16 protein-coding genes and 1 pseudogene are annotated in these 20308 nt (G+C 63.7%); 6 read left to right on the forward strand and 11 right to left on the reverse strand.

The annotated features are described in order from the left end of the window. The first annotated feature begins 264 nt into the window (after positions 1–264). Positions 265–1851: a Na+/H+ antiporter gene (locus tag P3T18_RS29175; RefSeq protein ID WP_429303426.1), complete on the forward strand. Its 1587-nt coding sequence runs from the start codon at positions 265–267 to the stop codon at positions 1849–1851. A 1-nt stretch (position 1852) separates the two neighbouring features. Here the strand turns inward: P3T18_RS29175 and P3T18_RS29180 are convergent, their stop codons facing one another. The 5 genes from P3T18_RS29180 to P3T18_RS29200 form a co-directional block, all read right to left on the reverse strand. After that, positions 1853–3190, reverse strand: coding sequence for an MFS transporter (locus tag P3T18_RS29180; RefSeq protein ID WP_429303427.1), 1338 nt, complete (start codon positions 3188–3190; stop codon positions 1853–1855). A 67-nt stretch (positions 3191–3257) separates the two neighbouring features. Further along, positions 3258–4208, reverse strand: coding sequence for a hydroxymethylglutaryl-CoA lyase (locus tag P3T18_RS29185; protein WP_429303428.1), 951 nt, complete (start codon positions 4206–4208; stop codon positions 3258–3260). After that, entirely contained in the window at positions 4205–5398 is a 1194-nt protein-coding gene (locus P3T18_RS29190; protein ID WP_429303429.1) for a CaiB/BaiF CoA transferase family protein, read from the reverse strand. The genes P3T18_RS29185 and P3T18_RS29190 overlap by 4 nt, the downstream gene beginning before the upstream one ends. 117 nt (positions 5399–5515) lie before the next feature. Continuing rightward, positions 5516–6448, reverse strand: a complete 933-nt coding sequence (locus P3T18_RS29195) for a LysR family transcriptional regulator (RefSeq protein WP_429303430.1) — start codon at positions 6446–6448, stop codon at positions 5516–5518. A gap of 79 nt (positions 6449–6527) precedes the next feature. Further along, positions 6528–7166, reverse strand: a complete 639-nt coding sequence (locus P3T18_RS29200) for an HD domain-containing protein (protein WP_429303431.1) — start codon at positions 7164–7166, stop codon at positions 6528–6530. Positions 7167–7404: 238 nt separating this feature from the next. Here P3T18_RS29200 and P3T18_RS29205 point away from each other — a divergent pair, with 238 nt between their 5' ends. Then, positions 7405–8367 carry a GlxA family transcriptional regulator gene (locus tag P3T18_RS29205; protein ID WP_429303432.1) on the forward strand — a complete coding sequence of 321 codons (963 nt, stop codon included), beginning with the start codon at positions 7405–7407 and terminating at the stop codon, positions 8365–8367. Positions 8368–8439: 72 nt separating this feature from the next. Next, entirely contained in the window at positions 8440–9198 is a 759-nt protein-coding gene (locus P3T18_RS29210) for an SDR family oxidoreductase (protein ID WP_429303433.1), read from the forward strand. 73 nt (positions 9199–9271) lie between these two features. On the opposite strand, the gene P3T18_RS29215 is transcribed toward P3T18_RS29210, so the two are convergent. The 6 genes and pseudogenes from P3T18_RS29215 to P3T18_RS29240 all read right to left on the reverse strand — a co-directional run bounded on the left by P3T18_RS29215 (position 9272) and on the right by P3T18_RS29240 (position 15919). Continuing rightward, on the reverse strand, positions 9272–10021 hold the full coding sequence (locus P3T18_RS29215) for a winged helix-turn-helix domain-containing protein (protein WP_429303434.1): 750 nt from the start codon (positions 10019–10021) through the stop codon (positions 9272–9274). Between the two features lie 785 nt (positions 10022–10806). Next, positions 10807–11655: pseudogene (locus tag P3T18_RS29220) on the reverse strand (class II glutamine amidotransferase). A gap of 153 nt (positions 11656–11808) precedes the next feature. Next, positions 11809–12174, reverse strand: a complete 366-nt coding sequence (locus P3T18_RS29225; RefSeq protein WP_429303435.1) for a response regulator — start codon at positions 12172–12174, stop codon at positions 11809–11811. 32 nt (positions 12175–12206) lie between these two features. Continuing rightward, entirely contained in the window at positions 12207–12746 is a 540-nt protein-coding gene (locus P3T18_RS29230; RefSeq protein ID WP_429303436.1) for a hypothetical protein, read from the reverse strand. Between the two features lie 9 nt (positions 12747–12755). Beyond that, a complete protein-coding gene (locus tag P3T18_RS29235; RefSeq protein WP_429303437.1) occupies positions 12756–13487 on the reverse strand; it encodes a methyl-accepting chemotaxis protein in 732 nt (243 codons plus the stop codon). Positions 13488–13528: 41 nt separating this feature from the next. Next, on the reverse strand, positions 13529–15919 hold the full coding sequence (locus P3T18_RS29240) for an ATP-binding protein (RefSeq protein ID WP_429303438.1): 2391 nt from the start codon (positions 15917–15919) through the stop codon (positions 13529–13531). A gap of 331 nt (positions 15920–16250) precedes the next feature. Between P3T18_RS29240 and P3T18_RS29245 the strand changes: the two genes are divergently transcribed. The 3 genes from P3T18_RS29245 (at position 16251) to P3T18_RS29255 (ending at position 20284) form a co-directional block, all read left to right on the forward strand. Further along, a complete protein-coding gene (locus P3T18_RS29245; RefSeq protein ID WP_429303439.1) occupies positions 16251–18023 on the forward strand; it encodes a phospholipase D-like domain-containing protein in 1773 nt (590 codons plus the stop codon). A gap of 295 nt (positions 18024–18318) precedes the next feature. After that, positions 18319–19053: a response regulator gene (locus P3T18_RS29250; protein WP_429303440.1), complete on the forward strand. Its 735-nt coding sequence runs from the start codon at positions 18319–18321 to the stop codon at positions 19051–19053. Further along, positions 19037–20284 carry an ATP-binding protein gene (locus P3T18_RS29255; RefSeq protein WP_429303441.1) on the forward strand — a complete coding sequence of 416 codons (1248 nt, stop codon included), beginning with the start codon at positions 19037–19039 and terminating at the stop codon, positions 20282–20284. Before P3T18_RS29250 ends, P3T18_RS29255 begins: the two co-directional genes overlap by 17 nt. Positions 20285–20308: the final 24 nt, after the last annotated feature.

The raw sequence follows: 20308 nt of genomic DNA on the forward strand, positions 1-20308 counted from the left end.
ATCCGACAACTCTTAAATGGATAATCACCTTGCGTTAGATCAAAGTCGGTAGATCACGGAGAACCAGCAAATAGTCAGACTGCATATCCACAACGCACATAGCACTTGTCCACAGAAAACTTGAGCAAGCCTGTGGACAACCTGAGCACATCCTTCCCAAGTCCTTGACGCCAAACATCTATCCTCGATCGGCCCGTCTTTAGGCTGTGATAAAAAGTAGCCTTCGCTTTTCCTCACGCTTTCCGCCACTCGCCGAGGCTTCGCATGTCCTCCGTCATGGGCTTCAAACTCGTTCTGCTGTCGTTGATCGCGATCATCGGTCTCGAGCTGCTCGCGAAACGTCTGCGTCTGCCGCCCGCCGCCGCGCTGCTCGTCGGTGGCGTCGCCATGGCATTCGTGCCCGGCCTGCCGCCGTTCAATCTCGACCCCGAACTCGTTCTGATCGTCTTCCTGCCGCCGCTTCTCATGGACGGCGCGTACTTCTCGGTGTGGGACGAGTTCAAACGCAATCTGGGCGGCATCCTGCTGCTCGCCATCGGCGCGGTCGCTTTTACGACGCTCGCGGTCGGACTCGTGGTCCACTGGGTCGTGCCGTCGCTGCCGTGGGGCGCCTGCTTCGCACTCGGGGCGATCGTCTCGCCGCCGGACGCAGTCGCCGCCAAGGCGGTGCTCGAACGGGTCGCGCTGCCGCGCCGGTTGATGGTGCTGCTGGAAGGCGAAAGCCTGCTCAACGACGCCGCCGGCATCGTGCTGGTGCGCTTCGCGGTGGCCGCCGCGCTGACCGGCACGTTCAGCGCGCAACACGCGGTCGTTCGCTTCGCGATGCTCGGGCTGGGTGGTGTCGCGGTGGGCGTCGCGGTCGGCTTTCTGATCGTCCGGCTGCTGCGTTTTCTCGATCACGCCTATCTCATCATCACGGCGTCGATCCTGGCTGCGTGGATCAGCTACATCGTCGGCGACATGCTCGACGTTTCCGGCGTCATCGCGACCGTGAGCTGCGGCATGATGCTCGGCTGGCATCAGCACGAGATCTTCTCGGCATCCGTACGCATGCGCGGCACCGCCTTCTGGCAAGTGCTGATCTTCCTGATGGAAGCGCTCGTGTTTATCCTGATCGGCCTATCGCTGCGCGGCGTGATGATCCGGCTCGGCGGAGTCGGCGACACCTTGAGCGCATTCGCGCCCGCGGTCGGCGCGGTGATCGCGGCAGTGGTGCTGTCGCGCTTCGTGTGGGTGTTCGTGGTCGAGGCGCTGAGCGGCGTGTTGAAGCGCCTGATGCGTCGCGCGGACGCCGCGCCCGACTGGCGCTCGGCGACCATCACGAGTTGGGCGGGCATGCGCGGCGTGGTGACCCTGGCGATCGCCCTCGCCTTGCCCGAAACGATGCCGGGTCGCGATCTGATTCTGGTCGCGTCGTTCGCGGTGATTCTGGTGACGGTGCTGGGCCAGGGAACCACGATCGGTCCATTGATCCGCTGGGTCAAACCGGACCAGGACGCGCAGCGCAACACGCGCCATCTGACCGAGCCGCAAGCGTGGGCGCGGCTGGAAGCGGCCCAGCTCGCCGCGATCCAGCCGCTCGTGCACGACGAGCACGGTCAGGTGATCCACCCTCGCCTGCTCGAGCAATACAGCTACCGTGCGCGCATCACCGAGTCGCATCAGAACGACGCTGCGTTTCCCGCCGACGCCCGCGCGGCCCATTACGACGTCGTGCTTGCCGCGGTCGCCGCCGCGCGTATCGAGCTACTGCATTTGCATCGAACCGGTCTGTTGCACGATGAACTGCTGACGGTTCTCGAGCACGATCTCGACTTGCAGGAAATCGCCGCGCTGCACGGCCGGGGCTGACTTACTGCGACTGCGACGCCTCTTTCTGCCGCAGCGATTCGGGCAAGCCAAACAGCACGATCAACGCGCACACCAGGCTCATTGCACCGATCACATACAGCGCCGGCGTGGTGCTTCCTGTGAGGTCCCGAACGCGCCCAACCATCACCGGACTGACAATCCCGCCGAGTTGTCCGAGCGTGTTGATCAACGCAATGCCGCCCGCCGCGCCGGCGCCGGTGACGAGCTTCGGCGGCAGCGCCCAGAACGCCGGGATCGACGCCACCACGCCCGCGCCCATCACGGCCAGCGCGATCACGAGCAGCGTGGTCTGCTTGTCGAAGAATCCTGCGGCGAAGAAGCCGGCCGCGGCCATCACCAACAGCCCGCAGACATACTTGCGCCGCTCGCCGCTCGCGTCCGACACGCGCCCGACCACCACCATGCAAATCGCGCCGCACACATACGGCACCGCCGTTAGCAGACCGATCATCGTGGGATTGTGCGTTCCGGAAACGCGGATCAGATGCGGCGCCCAGAAGTTCAAGCCGTACGACGCCACCTGAATCAGAAAATAGACGAGACCGAGCGTGAGAAAGCCGGGCGTCCTGATTGCGCCGAGCAGGGAATGGCCGGTTTCCGGATGACGGTTCTGCCGCGAAATCTGCGTCGTGAGAAACGCCTTTTCCGACGACGACAGCCAGCCGGCGTCTTCGATGCGATCCTTCAGCAGCTTCAGCACCATGACGCCGAGCACCACGCACGGCAGGCCGCCGAGCAGAAAGAGCCAGTGCCAGCCGGGCATGCCGAGCACGCCGTTCATGTGGCCGATCACGAGACCGGCAAGCGGTGCGCCGACCAGTCCGGAAAACGCGGAAGCGAGAAACAGCATGGACGTGACGCGCCCACGATAGCTCGGCGGAAACCAGAGCGTGAGGTAGTACAACACGCCCGGCGCAAAACCGGCTTCCATTGCGCCGATCACGAAGCGCAAACCGTAGAACTGCCATTCGTTGTTGACGAACACCATCGCGGCGGTCGCCAGTCCCCACGAAATCATGATGCGCGCAATCCAGCGACGCGCGCCGACCTTGTAGAGAAACAGATTGCTCGGCACTTCGAACAGCACGTAGCCGATCACGAACAGACTCGCGCCGAGACCGTATGCGGTGTCGGACAACCCGAGATCGCTTTGCAGCTGAAACTTCGCGAAGCTGATGTTGATGCGGTCGAAAAATGCGAACAGGTAGCAGATCATGATGAGCGGCATCAGCCGCCACGCTACCTTGCGGATGATCGCCGCGGCGTCGTTGCCGCTTTCTTCGCGGCGTCCGCTTGCTACTGCGCCCAGGTCACTCATGCTTGTCTCCAGTGCCGGATTCGGCGAGGCCGTCCGGTCATATAGTCGGTTTGTCGGTTGGGGAAGGTCAGATTTGCAGTACGTAGTCGGGCACGGGATGCAGGTCGCGATTGCGGCCGGCTTTAGCCAGTTGCCCCGGCACTTCGTGGCCGAGCAAGGCGGGCAATCCGCGCGACAAGGCCAGCAGTTTCTCGAGGTCGACTCCGGTGGGAATGCCCATCTCGTCGCACATATTCACGAGGTCTTCGGTGCAGATGTTGCCCGACGCGCCCGGCGCGAACGGACAGCCGCCGAGGCCGCCGAGCGCGGCATCGAAACGTCGAGCGCCGGCTTCGTAGGCGGCCAGCACGTTGGCGAGACCGAGACCGCGCGTGTTGTGAAAGTGCAGCGTCAGCGCGGCAGCCGGCACGCGTTCGAGCACGCGCGCCACGAGCCGCGCCACCTGACGCGGATTCGCCATGCCGGTGGTATCGGCGAGCGTGATGCCCTCGATGCCCATCTCGCGATACGTGTCCACGATCGCGATCACGCGGTCTTCGTCGATCGTGCCTTCGAACGGGCAGCCGAACGCGGTCGCCACCGACGCGTTCAACGTGGCCCGCGACGTGTCCCGGACGAGCCGCACGATGTCGCCGAAAGCCGTCAGCGACGCCTCGCAACTCATGCGCATATTGGCGCGGTTGTGCGTCTGGCTCGCGGACATGACGAGATTGAGTTCGTCGGCGCGCGAAGCCAGTGCGCGCTCGGCGCCCTTCAGGTTCGGCACCAGCGCGACGTAGATCACGCCGGGTCGACGTGCGATCTGCTGGAACACGGCGTCGCCGTCGCGCAAAGCCGGAATCGCCTTGGGCGAAACGAACGAGCCGGCTTCGATGCGCGTAAAGCCTGCCGTCGACAACGCATCGATCAACGCGATCTTGTCGGCGGTGTCGACCCACGTGGGTTCGATCTGCAGACCGTCGCGCGGCGCGACTTCCTGGACGACGAGCGTGTCGAAGTGAGTGTCTCGCGGGTTCATTGCACGGCTCCTTCCCGGCGCAGCCGCTCGATATCGTCATGGCCGAAGCCGAGATCGGTCAGCACGCTGCCGGTGTGTTCGCCGAGCGTGGGACCTTGCCAGCGCACTTCGCCCGGTGTGTCCGAAAGCTTCGGCACGATGCCCGGCATCTTCACCGACGCGCCGCCGGGCAGATCGGCTTGCAGCAACATGTCGCGCGCCTGGTAATGCGGGTCGGCCACGATGTCGGCCACCGAATAGATGCGTCCGGCCGGCACTTCGGCGCGTTCGAGCGCGGCGAGCACGTCGTCGGTGGCATGGCGCGAGGTCCATGCGGCGATTGCCTGATCGAGCATCGCGCATTGCTTCGCGCGGCCGTCGTTGCGGGCGAGCGCGGGGTCGTCGGCGAGATCGGGGCGGCCGATCACCTGCATGAGCCGCCGGAAAATCGGATCGCTGTTGCCGGCGATCACCACGTAGCCGTCGTCTTCGGTGGGATAGGTGTTGGAGGGCGCGATGCCCGGCAGCGCGCCGCCGCTGCGTTCGCGCACGTGGCCGAGCAGGTCGTACTCGGGCACCAGGCTTTCCATCAGGTTGAAGACGCTTTCGACCAGCGAGACGTCGACCACCTGGCCTTCGCCCTGACCGGTCTTGACGCGCAGCAAGGACATCAACGCGCCGATCACGCCGTGCAGCGAGGCGAGCGAGTCGCCGAGGCTCACGCCGACCCGTGCCGGTGCGCCGTCCGTTTCGCCCGTCGTATAACGGATGCCGCCCATCGCTTCGCCGATGGCGCCGAAGCCCGGACGATCGCGATACGGACCCGACTGACCGTAGCCGGAGATACGGACCATGGTCAGCTTCGGGTTGATGGCGTGCAGCACGTCCCAGCCGAGGCCGAGTTTTTCCAGCGCGCCGGGACGCAGATTTTCGATGACGACGTCGGCGTCGGCGGCCAGACGTTTGACGATGTCCACACCGTCCGCCGACTTCAGATTTACGCAGATGGACTTCTTGTTGCGCGACTGCAGATACCACCACAGTGAGGTGCCTTCATGCAGCTTGCGCCATTTGCGAAGCGGGTCGCCCGTCCCGGGCGCTTCGATCTTGATGACTTCGGCCCCGAACTCGGCCATGAGCCGCGCGGCGAACGGCGCGGCGATGAGGGTTCCGATCTCGACGACGCGAATACCCTGAAGGGGTCCACCCATAATGCTGTCTCCGAAGCTGGTTTCGTGTTGAGACACAGCTTAGGAGCGGCGCGGGCGCGGCGTCCAACCGCAATTCGTCAAGCATCGTTCGCGAATGACGAACGCTCGGCCCGTCTTTCAGGCAGACGCCGTCGTCTCCTGCGCCTCGACCGAACGCAGATGATCGAATAGCAGACGGCTCACCGGCGAAAGCGCCTCGACATCGCGTACCACCAGCAGCAGGCTACGTTCGGACCAGTTGTCTTCGAGCGGCACGCCGATCAGGCCGAGCGGGCGGCCCATTAACTGATACACCTTGAGCGGCAGCACGCCGACGCCCATGCCCGCCTGCACCATCCGGCACACGGCGTCGAATCCCGGCACGTGAATTCGCAGACGCAGCGGCTTGCCGGCCTGGCGCGCGGCCAGATGCGTGCGCGCGTTGATCGAGCTGGCCGAATGCAGACCGACGTGGTCGCCGTCGAGCGTCTCGGCGAACGCGACACTCGCGCGGCCGGCCAACGGATGATCGTCGCGCATCACGAGCACCAGCGAATCGCGCCGATAGTGGGCCACGTGCAGGTCGCGCGTGTCGGCGTCGCCGGAACAGATGCCGAGATCGGCGAGGCTGTCGTCGACGGCTTCGACGACGCCGCCGCTCGGCCGCTCCTCGAGATCGAGCTTGACGCGCTCATGCTGCAACTGGAATGCGCGCAAGTCCTCGGGCAGAAATTCCACGATTGCCGAGAGGTTCGCCATCATCCGCACATAGCCGCGTACGCCGCTGGCATGGCCGGCCAGTTCGATGCCGATGTTCTCGATGTCGCGCATGACCCGGCGCGCGTGATGCAGCAGCGTTTCACCAGCCGGCGTGAGCGTCATGCCGCGCGCGTTGCGCTGGAACAGCGTCGCGCCGATGGCCTGTTCGAGTTCCAGCAGACGCTTGCTCGCGGCCGACACGGCAATCGCCTCGCGTTCGGCGGCACGCGTGAGCGTGCCTTCCTCGTAGACGGCGAGAAACAGTTGCAGCGTGGTGAGATCGAGCTTGCGCAGAAGGTTTTTGATTACCATGGCGGGGCGCCGCGCGGTTGTGCGATGAGCGTATTCTGACGCCAGATGCACAAAATAGGTGGAGCGCCTCGCCGTGGCGTCAGTCCTTCCAGGACGAACCGAGAATCATCGTGCAGAAATTCTCGCGATGGTAATGCGGGTCTTTCAGCGCCAGCACGTCCGCCTTCACGTTGCCGAAAGTCGTCTCCGGCTTGTGGATCGTGCCATGCGCGAAGGCGTCGATGATGCCTTCCTTGAAGTGCGCGCCGCGCGGGTGCGCGTGAATCACTTCATGCCGTTGATGTTCGGTGAACTCGTCGTAAGCGAGGCCGAGCACGTCCATCTCGACGCCGGCCGTCACCAGCGCGACCACCGGCTTCATGTGCTGCGGAATGCCGGGCGTGGTGTGCAGCGCAATCGAATTCCACACCTGTTCGATGTCGTGCTCGCCGATGCCGTGACGCTGCAGGAAGTCGCGCGCGGCGTTCGCGCCGTCCACTTCGAAACGGTCATGCTCGCTGCTGTACGGCGCAACGAGGCCCATGTCGTGAAACATCGCGCCGATGTACAGCAACTCCGGATCGTACTTGAGTTGCTTGCGCTGTCCGGCGAGCGAGCCGAACAGAAAAACGCGGCGCGAGTGGTGATACAGCAGATCGGTTTCGGTGTCGCGAACCAGCTGCGTCGCTTCGCGCGCCATCATGCTGTCGGGAATCTGGATGCCTGCAATCGTGGTCATGAGAGATGCTCCTTGCGGTAGAGAGAAGCGCGTCTTTGTCACGCAAAGGCGCGTTTGGTATGCTGCTCCGCGACGCGTCGTCTCCTGCTTTCGTGCTGCTCTGCAAGCGTTGCGTCGATGAAGTTCAGTATTGGCCAGCGCGCTTTCGCGGGCAATCGCCGCACACCGTTGAACACTGCCAGGCGCACGGCGTTGACTGCCGCGGCGGCTTTTGCCCATCGTCAAAGGAAGCCATTGGATGCGTACCGTCGCGATTGCGATCTTTCCCGGCGTGCAGGCGCTCGACGTCGCCGGCCCGGTCGACGTCTTTTCCGAAGCCAATCGCTTCATCGCGCCCGGCGATCGTTATGAGGTGACGTTGCTCAGCGCCGATCCCGCACCGCTGCGCGCCTCGAACGGTATGACGATGGTGGCCGACGCCACCTTCCACAGCGCGCGCCGCCCGTTCGATCTGGCCTTGGTGGCAGGCGGCCCGGCCTTGCCCGAAGGCGGCACGCCCGATCCGCGTCTGCTCGACTGGCTCAGCAAGGACGCCGCGCAATGCGCGCGCTACGGCTCGATCTGCACCGGCGCGTTCGTCCTCGGCCATGCCGGCTTGCTGGATGCGCGTCACGTCACGACTCACTGGCAGCATGCGGCGCAACTGGCCACGCAGTTTCCGCTGGCGCGTGTCGACTTCGACCGCATCTATCTGCGCGACGGTGCGCTCGTGACCTCGGCGGGTGTCACCGCCGGGATCGATCTGTCGCTGGCGCTGGTGGCGGAAGATCACGGTCCGCTAACCGCGCTCGCCGTGGCCAAACGGCTCGTGGTATTCGCGCAGCGCCAGGGCGGACAGTCGCAGTTCAGCCCTTATCTCACCGCGCCCGCCGACGACACTTCGCCGGTCGCCAAAGTGCAGGCGCACGTGATGGAACACATCGGCGAAAGCTTCACCGTCAAGCAGCTCGCCGACGTCGCGCGCATGAGCGCACGCAACTTCGCGCGGGTTTTCGTGCAGGAAACCGGCGTGACGCCCCATGAATTCGTCGAACGGGCCCGCGTGGACGCGGCGCGCAAGCTGCTCGAAAGCAGCGGCGCGGCGCTCAAGGCGATTGCATACGACTGCGGATTCGGCACCGCCGACCGGATGCGCATCGTCTTCACGAAACGTATCGGCACGACACCGATGCAATACCGCGAGCGTTTCCGTTCGGAATAAGGGGCCGCTGCGGGCCGCGAAGCTTGCGTGAGAAAATGACGGCCTCTCAAGTCAACGATCACAAGGCACGCCATGACCTCTTCCTCGCCGATCCGCGCAATCGTCACCGGCCACAATCGCGGCCTGGGCGCCGCGCTCGCCGAGCAACTGCTCGCACGCAACGTTGCCGTGCTGGGCCTGTCGCGCTCGCGTCACGCCGACCTGCACACGCGTTTTCCCGCGCTGCTGGAAGAAATCGAACTCGAACTGGGCGACCCCGCGCAGGTTGCGCAATGGGCGGCGAGCGACGCGCTGCGCGCCTTCACGAGCGGCGCGCAAACCGTTCTGCTGATCAACAACGCGGGCACGATGCAGCCGGTCGGCCCGGTCGAAACGCAGAATCCCGCTGAGATCGCCACCGCCATCAGTCTGAACGTGGCGGCGCCGCTGATGCTGTCGAGCGCGCTGGCTGCTGCCAGCGTCGACGCCACCGATCGCCGCATCGTGCACATTTCGAGCGGCGCGGGCCGCAACGCGTATCCGGGTTGGAGCGTCTATTGCGCGACCAAGGCGGCGCTGGATCATCACGCACGCGCCGTCGCACTCGACGCGAATCGCGCGCTGCGTATCTGCAGTCTCGCGCCGGGCGTGATCGATACGAACATGCAGGCGCAGATTCGCGGCAGCGACAAAGACCGCTTCCCCATGCGCGAGCGATTCGAAGAACTCAAGCAGAACGGGCAACTCGCCACGCCCGAAGCGTGTGCCACGCAGTTGCTCGACTATGCCTTCAGCGATGCGTTCGGCACGACGCCTGTCGCCGATATTCGCGAGGTCGGGAAGCCGGCTTGAGGAGCGCGCAGCGCAGCGTAGTCTGCCTGCTTTGACGCTCCCGTAAAACCTCACCTTTCGGTCATTCGACCGATCAGTTGACGCCGGGCGCGGCCATCATGTCGCGCTCGGCCGCGCCGATTTCTCCGTGCGGCACGAACACATAGCCGCGTCCCCATACCGTCTGAACGTAACGCGGCTCCGAAGGATCGATCTCGATCAGACGACGCAAGCGCCAGATCGACACATCGAGACTGCGCCCTTGATGCAGCACGCTATTGCCGCGCAACTGCTCGTTGAGTTGCACGCGCGTGAGCACCGTCATCGCATGATTGACGAAGATCTTCAGCAACGCGAATTCGGAACTGCGCAGCGCGAAGCGCTCGTTATCGCGACGCAACTCGCGCGCCGAGAAGTTCAGCTCGCAACGGCCGAAGCGATAGGGCGGCCGCGTTTCCGGCGCGCCGGGCGCGAGCGCGCCGCGCCGGCGCAGCAAGACGCGGATACGGGCCAGCAGTTCGGCGGGATCGGCGGGCTTGCTCATGTAATCGTCCGCGCCGAGTTCGAGACCGATCACGCGATCGATCGCGTTGGTGCTGGCCGACAGCAGGATCACGGGCACGTCGTTGCCGCTCATGCGCAGGTCGCGCAGAACGGCGAGTCCGTCGCCGTGCGGCGCGGAGACGTCGAGCACCAGCAAGGCTGGACGCTCGGTGTCGATCACGTGCTTCAACCCGGCCGAATGCGGGCGTGCCGACACCCCGCAGCCTTGCCCGCGTAAAGATTCGCCAACTACGGCCGTTAAACCGGAGGCGGCGCCTACAAAGAGAATATGCTGGCTCATCCAACTGATTCCAGGAGACGATCGGTTTTCAGAGACAGGCGATGGCTTGCAGCAATAGCAAAGCCGCTGACCGCTTGTCGTCCGCGTCGCCATCTTCTCCGCATGCCGCTATTCTCAAAACGCGGAACAACCCCCAAGGTTGGCAATTTCTTCCCAACTCTTTCAACGGCGAACGTGATATGAGAAAAGCGCGCGAGGCGCGCTTCACCGCATCACGGTCGGCTCCCGAAAAATCTCACCTTTGGCACGCAGCGACCGGGGCCAGGCGCGAGGCGCGTCCCGGAATGCTCCCGAAAAGTCTCACCTCAAGCACATTTTGGCGGTCCGCAAAGCCATGCTGGGCGGGCGGTGGGTCACTCGAAAACAACGATTCCCGAAAACCCTCACCTTTATCGACACGCGACTAATCTGCATACCCAGGTAAGTCGCGCCTGCTGGCGAACGCGGACAGACAACGTCGGCGCGCGGCACGGGATACCCGCGCAAAATGCCTGACAGCAGGGATAAACCGGCTAAGTACGTGTCGGAAAAGCGAAATGACGCGGCGGGAAGGAGGCGGGATCATGGGTCATGGCGACACGCTCGCCGACGCTCGAAACGGCTCGCGTCGGGAATGTGCAGAGAGGTATGTCGCGATTTTCTGCGGGTGAGGCGCGGCAACACGGCTCGACTCACTTTTAGCGTTTGCGCGCCAGGTCCCGAAAACTCTCACCTTTGGCGATTCGGCGCACCTTAACGCGAGCGCAGGAACGCGCCGCGTAAGCGCAAAGAAAGTCGAAGCACGATCAGGCCGGCACGGCGGACAACTCGGAAGGAGCGTATTTCGAGCTTGCCAGTACCTCGGCGGGAACCGGCACGTGCGCGCGACGCACCAGCGCGCCGCTGCGGAACATCAACATATCGCCGGGCTGGCAGAAGGTCCAGGCTTCGTCGGTGAGCGGCGTGGTGGCGATCACGGCGGTGCGGTCGGCCGGCGTGCCGCGCTCGGCGAAATCCACGGAGAGATCGCCGTCCACGAGACGTGCGCTCGAAAACGGCCAGTGACGTATCACGTACGAAAGGCGCGTCGAGCAGTACGCAAACTGCACGTGTCCGTTCGACAACACGAAATTGAAAATGCCGTAGGGGTTCAGCGTGCGTGTCGCCTACTCGATCACGGCAAACACCGCGTCGATGTCGGCGGTATCCGCGTGAGTGGCGAAATGCGCGTGCAGACGATTCATGATGAAGCAGAACGCGGCTTCGCTATCGGTCGTGCCGACCGGCGCATACGGACCAGACTGTGCGTCGTCGAGCGGCCGCAGATCGCCGTTGTGCGCGAACACCCATTGCTGGCCGCGCAATTCACGCATGAACGGATGGCAGTTCTCGACCCGCGCGCCGCCCTGCGTCGCCTTGCGGATATGCGCGACGACGTTGCGGGACTTGATCGGATAGCTCTTGAGATAAGCGGCCACCGGCGATTCGCAGGCCGGCTTTTCGTCGACGAACACGCGGCACGCGCGGTCTTCGTAGAAGGCGACGCCCCAGCCGTCGACGTGATGATCGGTGAGGCCGCCACGCGCGGCGAAACCGGTCAGCGAAAAGCTGACGTCTGTCGGTTCGGCACAGCTGAGGGCGAGCAATTGGCACATGTTCGCAGACTAGCGCGTTTCCCGCGCCGCCGTTATAGCGAATCGTGCTTTGCAAATCAGCCGAGAGCGGCTCCCGAAAAACCTCACCTTTGGACGCGTGGCGCGTCGCGCGGCTTCATGTTCCGAGCCGGGCTGTCTGCCAGGCCGCCGGCTTCAGCTCGCCAGCTTGCGGAACGTTTCCAGCACGGCGTCGCCCTTGAACGGCTTGACGATCCAGCCTTTGACGCCAGCCGCCTTGCCGCGCTCTTTCATCGCGGGGCTGCTTTCGGTGGTCAGCATGATGACGTTGACTGTCGTATTCGCGAGTTCGCCGCGGATTTTCTCGACCATCGTCAGACCGTCCATGTTCGGCATATTGACGTCGCTGATGACGAGGCGCGTGCCCGGACTGGCCTTCAGTTTCGCGAGACCGTCCTTGCCGTCCACGGCCGTATCGACGTCCAGACCGTTCTTCTTCAGAAAGCCGGCCACTTCGTCGCGCACGGTGCTCGAATCGTCCACCACCAGAATTTTCGCCATGATTTTTGTCCTTTTGACAGCATTTGCCACGTTCAAAACAGTTCCAGCTCTCCGCTGGTTTCTTCGATAGCGCTCGTGTCCGCCACGAAATCGATCGGCGCGTAAGCACAGACGCAAATCGTCGCGGCAAGCTGCGCGGCGTCGCCGAGCCTGATCGAATACGACTGCACCAGACCCGGCTTCAATTCGTGCAGATGCGGCAGGCAGCGCGCGCTCAGCACGTACGGCGTCGACATGCCGAGGTCCGGGAAGTAGTGCAGCAACTCCTGATTCATCGCGCCGCAACAGAGATTGCAGATTTCCAGAAAGGCTTCCTGGAAGGAGCGCTCCAGATCGCCTTGCAGGTAGTAAGCGCGCGTGCTGTCGTCTTCGTCGAAATGAAGAATCAGCAACAATCTGAATACGATCGACGAAATGGTCAGCACGACCACTTGAGTATTTTTCGTTGCGCCCTCGCCGGCATCGGCAAGCGGCACGATCTCGCAGTGTTCGCTGGAATCGACCGGCAGGCGCGCCTGCGCCGCCTTACGGAAAATGCGTTCGAAGCTGTCCTTCGCTTGAGCCGTGATCACTTCAGCCCCTTAGTGCAGCTTCGAATGAAACTGATTCGCCAGCGACTCGACGCTGGCCAGCGACGCCGCAATCATCTTGCCGCCCGCCTGGATGTCCTGAAACGTCGATGTAGTGGTCAGGTCGTTGCGATGCAGGCTGTCGCGATAGCTCTTCGACAATTCTTCGGAGCGTGCCGCGAGCGCGCGCACTTCGCTCGCCACGACCGCGAAGCCACGACCGGCAGGACCCGCACGCGCCGCTTCGATCGACGCATTCAACGACACGATCACCACATGCCGCACGATCGACGACAACTCCTGGTTCTTCGCGTGCATGTCGTGGTTCTGCGTCATCAGCGAGATCATCTGTTCGTGCCAACGCTCGAACGTCGCGCCGAGGCTCTTCAGACGCATGGCTTCGCCCGCGATCAGACGCGCCTGATGCGCCCACTGGTCCTTGTCTTCCGTGGCGGACTTCAGTTCGGCGCGCAGTTCTTCCGCGGCGGCCAGTTGTTGCGCGAGTTCTTCGCGCAATCCGGCCAGCAGAGCTTCCGTATCCTGCGCCACCTGCGCCTGCTCGACAGCCGTCTGACTCCGGTCAGCCTGCTCCGCGCTCGCCGCTTCGATTCCCGTGCGCGCTTCGGCGCGCAAGCGCGCCGTCAGCTTCGCGCTGTGCCATCTGTGCGCGGCCCACGCGAGCAGCGCAGTGAGTGCGCTGCCTGCTGCTGCCGCCAAGGCGTACTGTTCGACCTGTTGAATCACAACACTTCCTTACTTAGTGCTTGCCCAGAAACGCGCGGCGTTCAGTCGGCCATCGCGTCGAGTTGCAGTTCGCCGGTGGGGCGTCGTGCCTGCAGGCCGAGCGTATCCACGGCGACGCTATCGGGCAGGCTGACGATCGTCTGAAACTGACGGAACGCCGCGCCTTTACGATCGTCGGTGAAACGCAACTGGATGCTGCCGTGCTCGCGCCGGAGGAAGTCGCGCACGGCGTCCATACCCACGCCGCGTCCCGAGACTTCCGTGACGGCTTCGGCAGTCGAAAAACCCGGCCGGAAGATGAATTCGGCAACGGCTTCGTCGCTGATCGATTCGTCTTCGCGAATCCAGCCACGCTGAACGGCGATGCCGCGAATCCGTTCGAGCGCGAGGCCGCGGCCGTCGTCGCTAAGGGTGATCTGCAGCGCGCCGCTGTCCACGCCGACCTCGATGTCGATCGTGCCGGCCGGCGCCTTGCCGTGCGTCGTGCGCGCTTCGACGGTTTCGATGCCGTGGTCCATCGAATTGCGCAGCAGATGCATGAACACGTTGTTCAACGTGCCGCCGGCCTGACCCTGCAGGCGGTAGCCGTTGTCGTCGATACGAACCTGCGGCGCCGCTTTACCCAACTCCGTTGCCAGCGAAGGCAGCGAGCCGAGCACGCCCGAAAGCGCATCGGCCACGCTTTCGCTGCCGAGCGCCTGCAAACTCTGCCGCATCACGTCGCGCATGGCTTGCAGTTCGTGAAGTTCGCTCGCGTCGGTGCGCTCGAGCAGGCTCAAGGTCTGCTGGATATGCGCCTTCTCGACCATCACGTAGTTGCCCGCGTCGCCGGCCTGATTCGCGGCACGCTTGCCCTTGCGTCCGAGGCTCTGCTCGTTGATCTTCGCGTAGCTCTCGATGGCCTCGCGCACGCGCGTCAGTTCGCGCATCAGGTGATCCTGATCCCACGGACGGTCCGCATCCGGCTGACGCAGCTCGTCATAGCTCTGCTCCGTTTCGTGCACGACGTTGGTCAGGTGCTGCAGGTTGTAGGTGCGCGCGTTGCCCTTGATGGTGTGCATGTTGCGGAACAGTTCGGCAATGGCCGCGTGATCCGCTTCCGAATGCTTGCGGATGATCCGCTCGTTTTCGCTGACGAACCCCGCCGAGCTTTCGATGAAGTGATGGAACTTCTCTTCGCTCACCGCGAGAATCTCGCCGATCATGTCGAGACGGCGACGCTGCTCGCTGGCTTCGGCGGCGAGCTTGCGCAGCTCGGTGACGTCGCGCACGCACAGCATCAGACGCACGATCACGTCGTTCTCGTCGGTAATCGCGGACCAGCTCAGGTCGAGAATTTTGAGGCGGCCGTCGGGCATGCGCTTCGAGATTTCGCCCACCAGCAGATGCTGGTTGAACGCAAAGTTGATGCAGTCTTCACCGAGACAGGCATGCGTGGCGGCGTCGACTTGCGAGAGTACGTCCGAGCCGAGGTCGGTGTCGGAGAACACCAGTTCCATCAGGCCGCGCCCGGCAATGTCGCGCGTTTCGAAAATGTCTTCGAGATACGCCGAGTACTCGGCGTGGATCACGGCGCCGTCGATCACGGTCAGAATGCCCTGCTGCATGTTCTGCAACATCGCCTGAATGTCGGCGGTCTTCTGCTTGAGTTGCGCCGAGCTTTCCTGGATCTTCGCGATCATGCCGTTGAAGGCGACGATCGAATGTCCGATCTCGTCGAGACGTCCCACCGGCACACGGCGCGTGAAGTCCTGGCTCGACGCGATCTCGCTCATCATCGCCTGCATGCGGCTGAGCGGACGCGTGATCTGGCGGTAGAGCAGCGAGCCGATCGAGGTCAGCAGAATGATGGCGATGCCGGTCACGATGGCGATCGCCGTGGTCGTGGTGGCGAGCGTCGCGTTCAGCGCGGTGATGGCGTCGTCTTTCTCGCGATTTTTCTCGACGCGCAGCGTTTCCACGATGCCTTCGAGTTCGTCGCGATACTGCGCGACATTGGCGAACAGATACGCCTGCGCCAGTTCGTTCTTGCCGGCCGCCTTCATTTGCGCAGTGTCGGCAATGGCGGAGAAATAGTTTTCGAGGCTCTCTTTAGCCTGCGTCACCAGCCCCTGCTGGGCGTGACTCGCGGCGTCTTTCGCCTGCAGCGCGAGTGCCTGCTGCAACGAAGTCTTTTTCTTCTTCAGTTCGTCCTGTGCCTGCGCGACCATGTTCGCGTCCGGCGCGTAGACCAGCGTCATGGTCGCGAGCTGCACGTCTTTCACTTGCGAGACGAGATCGGCGGAAGCGAGCGCGCTGGGCACGACGCCTTCGGTCACTTTGCGCACTTCGGCCGCGCTGCCGCGCGTCTGATAAACGGCATAAGCGCCGATCGCCGATAACGCGACGAACATCAACACAACCAATAACGTAATGCGATGACGAATAGTCATGGTGAAACCCCCGAGGGTATGGCCTTGTGCGCTTTTGCCCTCTGACGGAGCCGCGCGTATGTATGTCGAATCCGGTCGATTCGACCGCTGCAGCGCGTCAGGCGTGCAGCGCGGCAGATTATTCAAGCCGCATGTTACTGAGCGATGACTAGAAACTAATTAAATCAGACAATAGAAAATTGCGACTAAATTCCTAAAGTATTTCTATTGGCGGCCGTTAATTGTTCTTTTCGATTTTTTATTCACGACGAATTACGGCATGGGACGCGACACGAAACCGTCACGAGCGCACCGCCAAACTAGCCTCCACGCCACTTCGCGGAGCGCACCGATGACCGTTTCTGTCCGCAGCTATCTTTCCCCGACACTCGTGTTGCTCGCGTTCGACTGGCCCGAAGGCCAGAACCGCGACGACTTTCTCGGCTTTGCCATCAAACGCACGCCGGGCTTTGTTTCCGAAAACGGCCACGATCGCGAAGCAAGCAGTTGGCTTCCCAATCGCCTGACCTTCAAAGGTGCCGTGCCGTCGACGCAAGCCGATGCGCCGTCCAACACGGCGCCGATCCAGAAATTCATGTGGTGGGACGCGCGGATCGACGAGCCCGATCGCGAGAAGCCGTTTGCCTACAAGGTGTATCCGGTGGTCGGCACACCCGACGCGCCGCAATTGCTCGAAGCGCAAATGGCCGAGTGCAAGCTCACGCTGCCTGCGCATATTGAAGCCGGCATCGGCACCTGGTTCAACCGCGCGGTGGTGAGTTCGCAGGCATTCGCGCGCAAAGTGGCGGCCCTGCATCTGGCGCCGAACGAGGCGCCGCCGCCCGCGCAGGCCTTGCGCCTGCGCACGTGGCTCGCCAACGACTTGCAGGAAGTGTTCAGTCTCACGCTCGCGCACGCGCATCGTGCGGCGGCGGCTGTTTATCACCTCACCGATCCGCTGTGGGCCATTCCGGCATTTGCGGCGTTCGGCAAGGAGCAGGGCAAGACTGCGCTTGCCATTGTCTATGACTCGCACGAGGTGCGTGAGAAGGGCAAGCCGCCCGCGCCGTCACCCAATCAGCCGGCTGTCGATCAACTCGCCGACGTCGCCAGCTTCGCACCGCGCGACAAGACGCACATCATGCACGACAAGTTCATTGTCGTAGACAACGGCAACGGACAGGCGTCGCCCGCGCGACTGTTGACCGGCTCGGCGAATTTCACCACCGAAGGCATCACGGAGCAGGCGAACGTGCTGCACCTGTTCGATTCGCCCGAACTGGCGACGCTTTATAGCGACCGCGCAAAGAGCCTTGCCGGCAATCCCAGCATTGCCGACACCGCGAAGCTCACGCATGGCTGGTCGCAACCGGTTCAGGTCGGCACCGCGCAAGTTCGCGCTATCTTTTCTCCGGAACCGAAATCCTCGCGCCTGCAAATCGATACGATCGTGGACGCCATCGGCAAGGCGAAGCATTCGGTCGTGTTCTGCCTGTTCATGCCGACCGACGCGCCGCTGCGCGACGCCTGCTTCGCCGCGGGCGACAAAGGCCTGATGATGTTCGGGCTGGTGAACCATATCAGCGCGAAGTCGGCCGACGCGGCGGAAGCGGCGCAACGTGACGGCCAGATCGTCACGACCACGGCGCTCGCGAACATGGAGCTTTACCATCGCAGCCGCGACAATCGCGACGTCATCGACGCGGAATACTTTTCACCCGCCACGGTGCCGGCCGGCTTCGAACCCGAGCTTCGGCTGTTTCCGGGCGAGCATGCACCCGACTACGCGCCGGTCATCATTCACCACAAGTTTCTGGTGATCGATGCGGAGAGCGCGAATCCGATCGTGTACACGGGCTCGGCCAACATGAGCAACAACTCCGAGCATTTCAACGACGAGAACCTGCTGGAAATTCGCGACCGCCGGATCGCCGGCACCTACCTCGCGGAGTTCCTGCGCCTGTACGAACACTATCGGGCGCGTGCGCTCGCCATCGACCAGAAGAACAAGGACACGCACCCGCGCCTCGCGCTGCAGCCGAACGGCGATTGGGCGAAGAAGTATTTCGTCGCCGGCAGTCCGGAAGCGAAAGCGCGCATCGCACTCGCGCACGGCGGCGATTGAGTCATCACCTCGCAGGAGGCCGTACTCTGCCGGCCTCCCGAATCTCCTCACCTTTGAGAGCAAAGTGCGCTGACAGGTAGCGAGTTTGTCACCGCACGCTCTCCCGAATATCCTCACCTTTGGACGATCCGGCCTGCTTGCGGAGGCGATGTCGTCCGCGTCGTCCTTCGTAATAAACTGTAAGCGCGGACAAGAACCCGAAAGCGGCAGCGCGGCGCAATTCGCTATATTCGCTTATCCGACTGGCGCGCCGACGCGCGATCCATCCACTCTTTTCTCCGATCAGGCCTGAGCCATGTCCGACACGCCCATCCAGGTTCTGCTGGTCGACGACGACGCCGATCTGCGCGACCTGCTCAGAACGTTTTTCCAGCAACGCGGTATCGAGATGTCCGTGCTGCACGACGCCAATCATCTTGCCGCGCGACTCGAACGCGAGCGGCCGTCGATCATCGTGCTCGATCTCATGATGCCGGGCGTCGACGGTCTGAGCGCGCTGCGCCAGCTGCGCGCGAGCGGCGACATGATTCCGGTGGTGATGCTCACGGCGCGCGCCGACGGCGTCGATCGCGTGATCGGTCTCGAACTCGGCGCCGACGACTATCTCGGCAAGCCGTTCATGCCGCAAGAGTTGCTGGCGCGCATTCACGCCGTATTGCGGCGACATGCGCAGCCTGCCGCCGCCGCGCCGGTCGAGCGACGCGAGGCGCTGCGTTTCGGCCGCTTCCGCCTCGATTTTGCGACCCGCACGCTGTTTCGCGACGAAGCGCCGCTCAAGCTGACCGGCAGCGAATATGCGCTGCTCGAAGTGCTGGCGCAGCATCCCATGGAAACGCTGTCGCGTTCGAAGCTCGTCGATCTGCTGCATGGTCCGTACGCCGATGTCACCGAGCGCGGCATCGACGTGCCCGTGTGGCGCCTGCGCCGTCTGCTCGAAGACGATCCCGCCAACCCGCGCCGTATCCAGACCATTCGCGGCATCGGCTACATGTTCGTCCCCGGCGACAGCGACGATGAAAAATCCGTTTAACACGCTGTTCGGCAGGCTCGCGCTGATGACGGTGAGCCTGATCGTGCTGGTGCATATCACCGCTCTGGTTCTCGTGGACCGCGAACGCGGGCAGATCGATACGAGTCACGCGCAGCGCGGCGTGCGGCTCGCGGTCGAAGCCGAACACGCCATCACGCTTCCCGCCTCGCAGGTCGTTGCGACGCTGGGTACGTCGTATGTAAATGCCGACGACGCCATCGCGGCCGGTTGCCCCGCGCCCTGCGACAACACGTTCGGGCCGTTCGAGCGCGACTTGCGCGCGCGTTTGCCGGCAGGCAGCCGTGTCGTTGCCGACAGCGAGAGCGGCACCGTCTGGGTCCGTTACGCAGACAACCCCGGCTGGATAAGAATGGACAACGCGATCTTGCCGGCGCGCCGTTTCATGGGCGCATCGGCCACCATGCTCGTGCTCGCGGTCATCATCGCGTTGTTGAGCGCCTGGCAATTGCAGCGGCCGATTCATCGTCTGGCGCTGGCTGCACGCGAGTTCCGCGTCGGACATCGCGCGCCGGTCGTACAGGCAAGCGGGCCGCGCGAACTGCGGGAACTGATCGGCGACTTCAACCAGATGGTCCATGAACTTGCGCAGTCCGAACAGGAACGCGCGGTGATGCTGGCCGGTGTGGCGCACGATCTGCGCGCGCCGATCACGCGCATGCAGGTGCGCGCCGACCTGTTGCCGGATGAAGCCAACCGGCGCGGCTTTCTACGCGATTCGGAGTCGTTGTCGCGCATCGTCACGCAGTTCCTCGACTTCGCGCGCGAGAGCGCTGACGCGTCGCCGCGTACCAGTGTCGATGTGCATTGCCGGCGTCACTACGGCGACAGTCACGCCGACGACGCGCTCGTGCGCCTCGACCTGCAGGCGGGCGGCAGCTTCGCCTTGCCGCTCGTCGACCTCGACCGCATTCTCACGAACCTGATCGAGAACGCACTGACGTATGGCGAACCGCCCGTCGAGATTTCGACGTCGATGAGCCAGGGGCACTACGTTCTGCGAGTCCGCGATCACGGTGACGGCATTCCGTCCGGCCAGCTCGACCGCGCCTTGCAACCGTTCGTGCGTCTCGACGAAGCCCGCAGCGGCGACGCGCATTGCGGGCTCGGTCTCGCGATCGTCCGGCGACTGGTGCGCTACAACGGCGGCACGTTCCACGCGGACAACGCCGCCGATGGTGGCTTCGTCGTCACGCTCACGTTTCCGGTGTAGCGCGTCTGCAGTCGCAGTCGAGCA

It is taken from the genome of Paraburkholderia sp. GAS199 (genome assembly GCF_050436585.1).
Classification (GTDB): Bacteria; Pseudomonadota; Gammaproteobacteria; order Burkholderiales; family Burkholderiaceae; genus Paraburkholderia.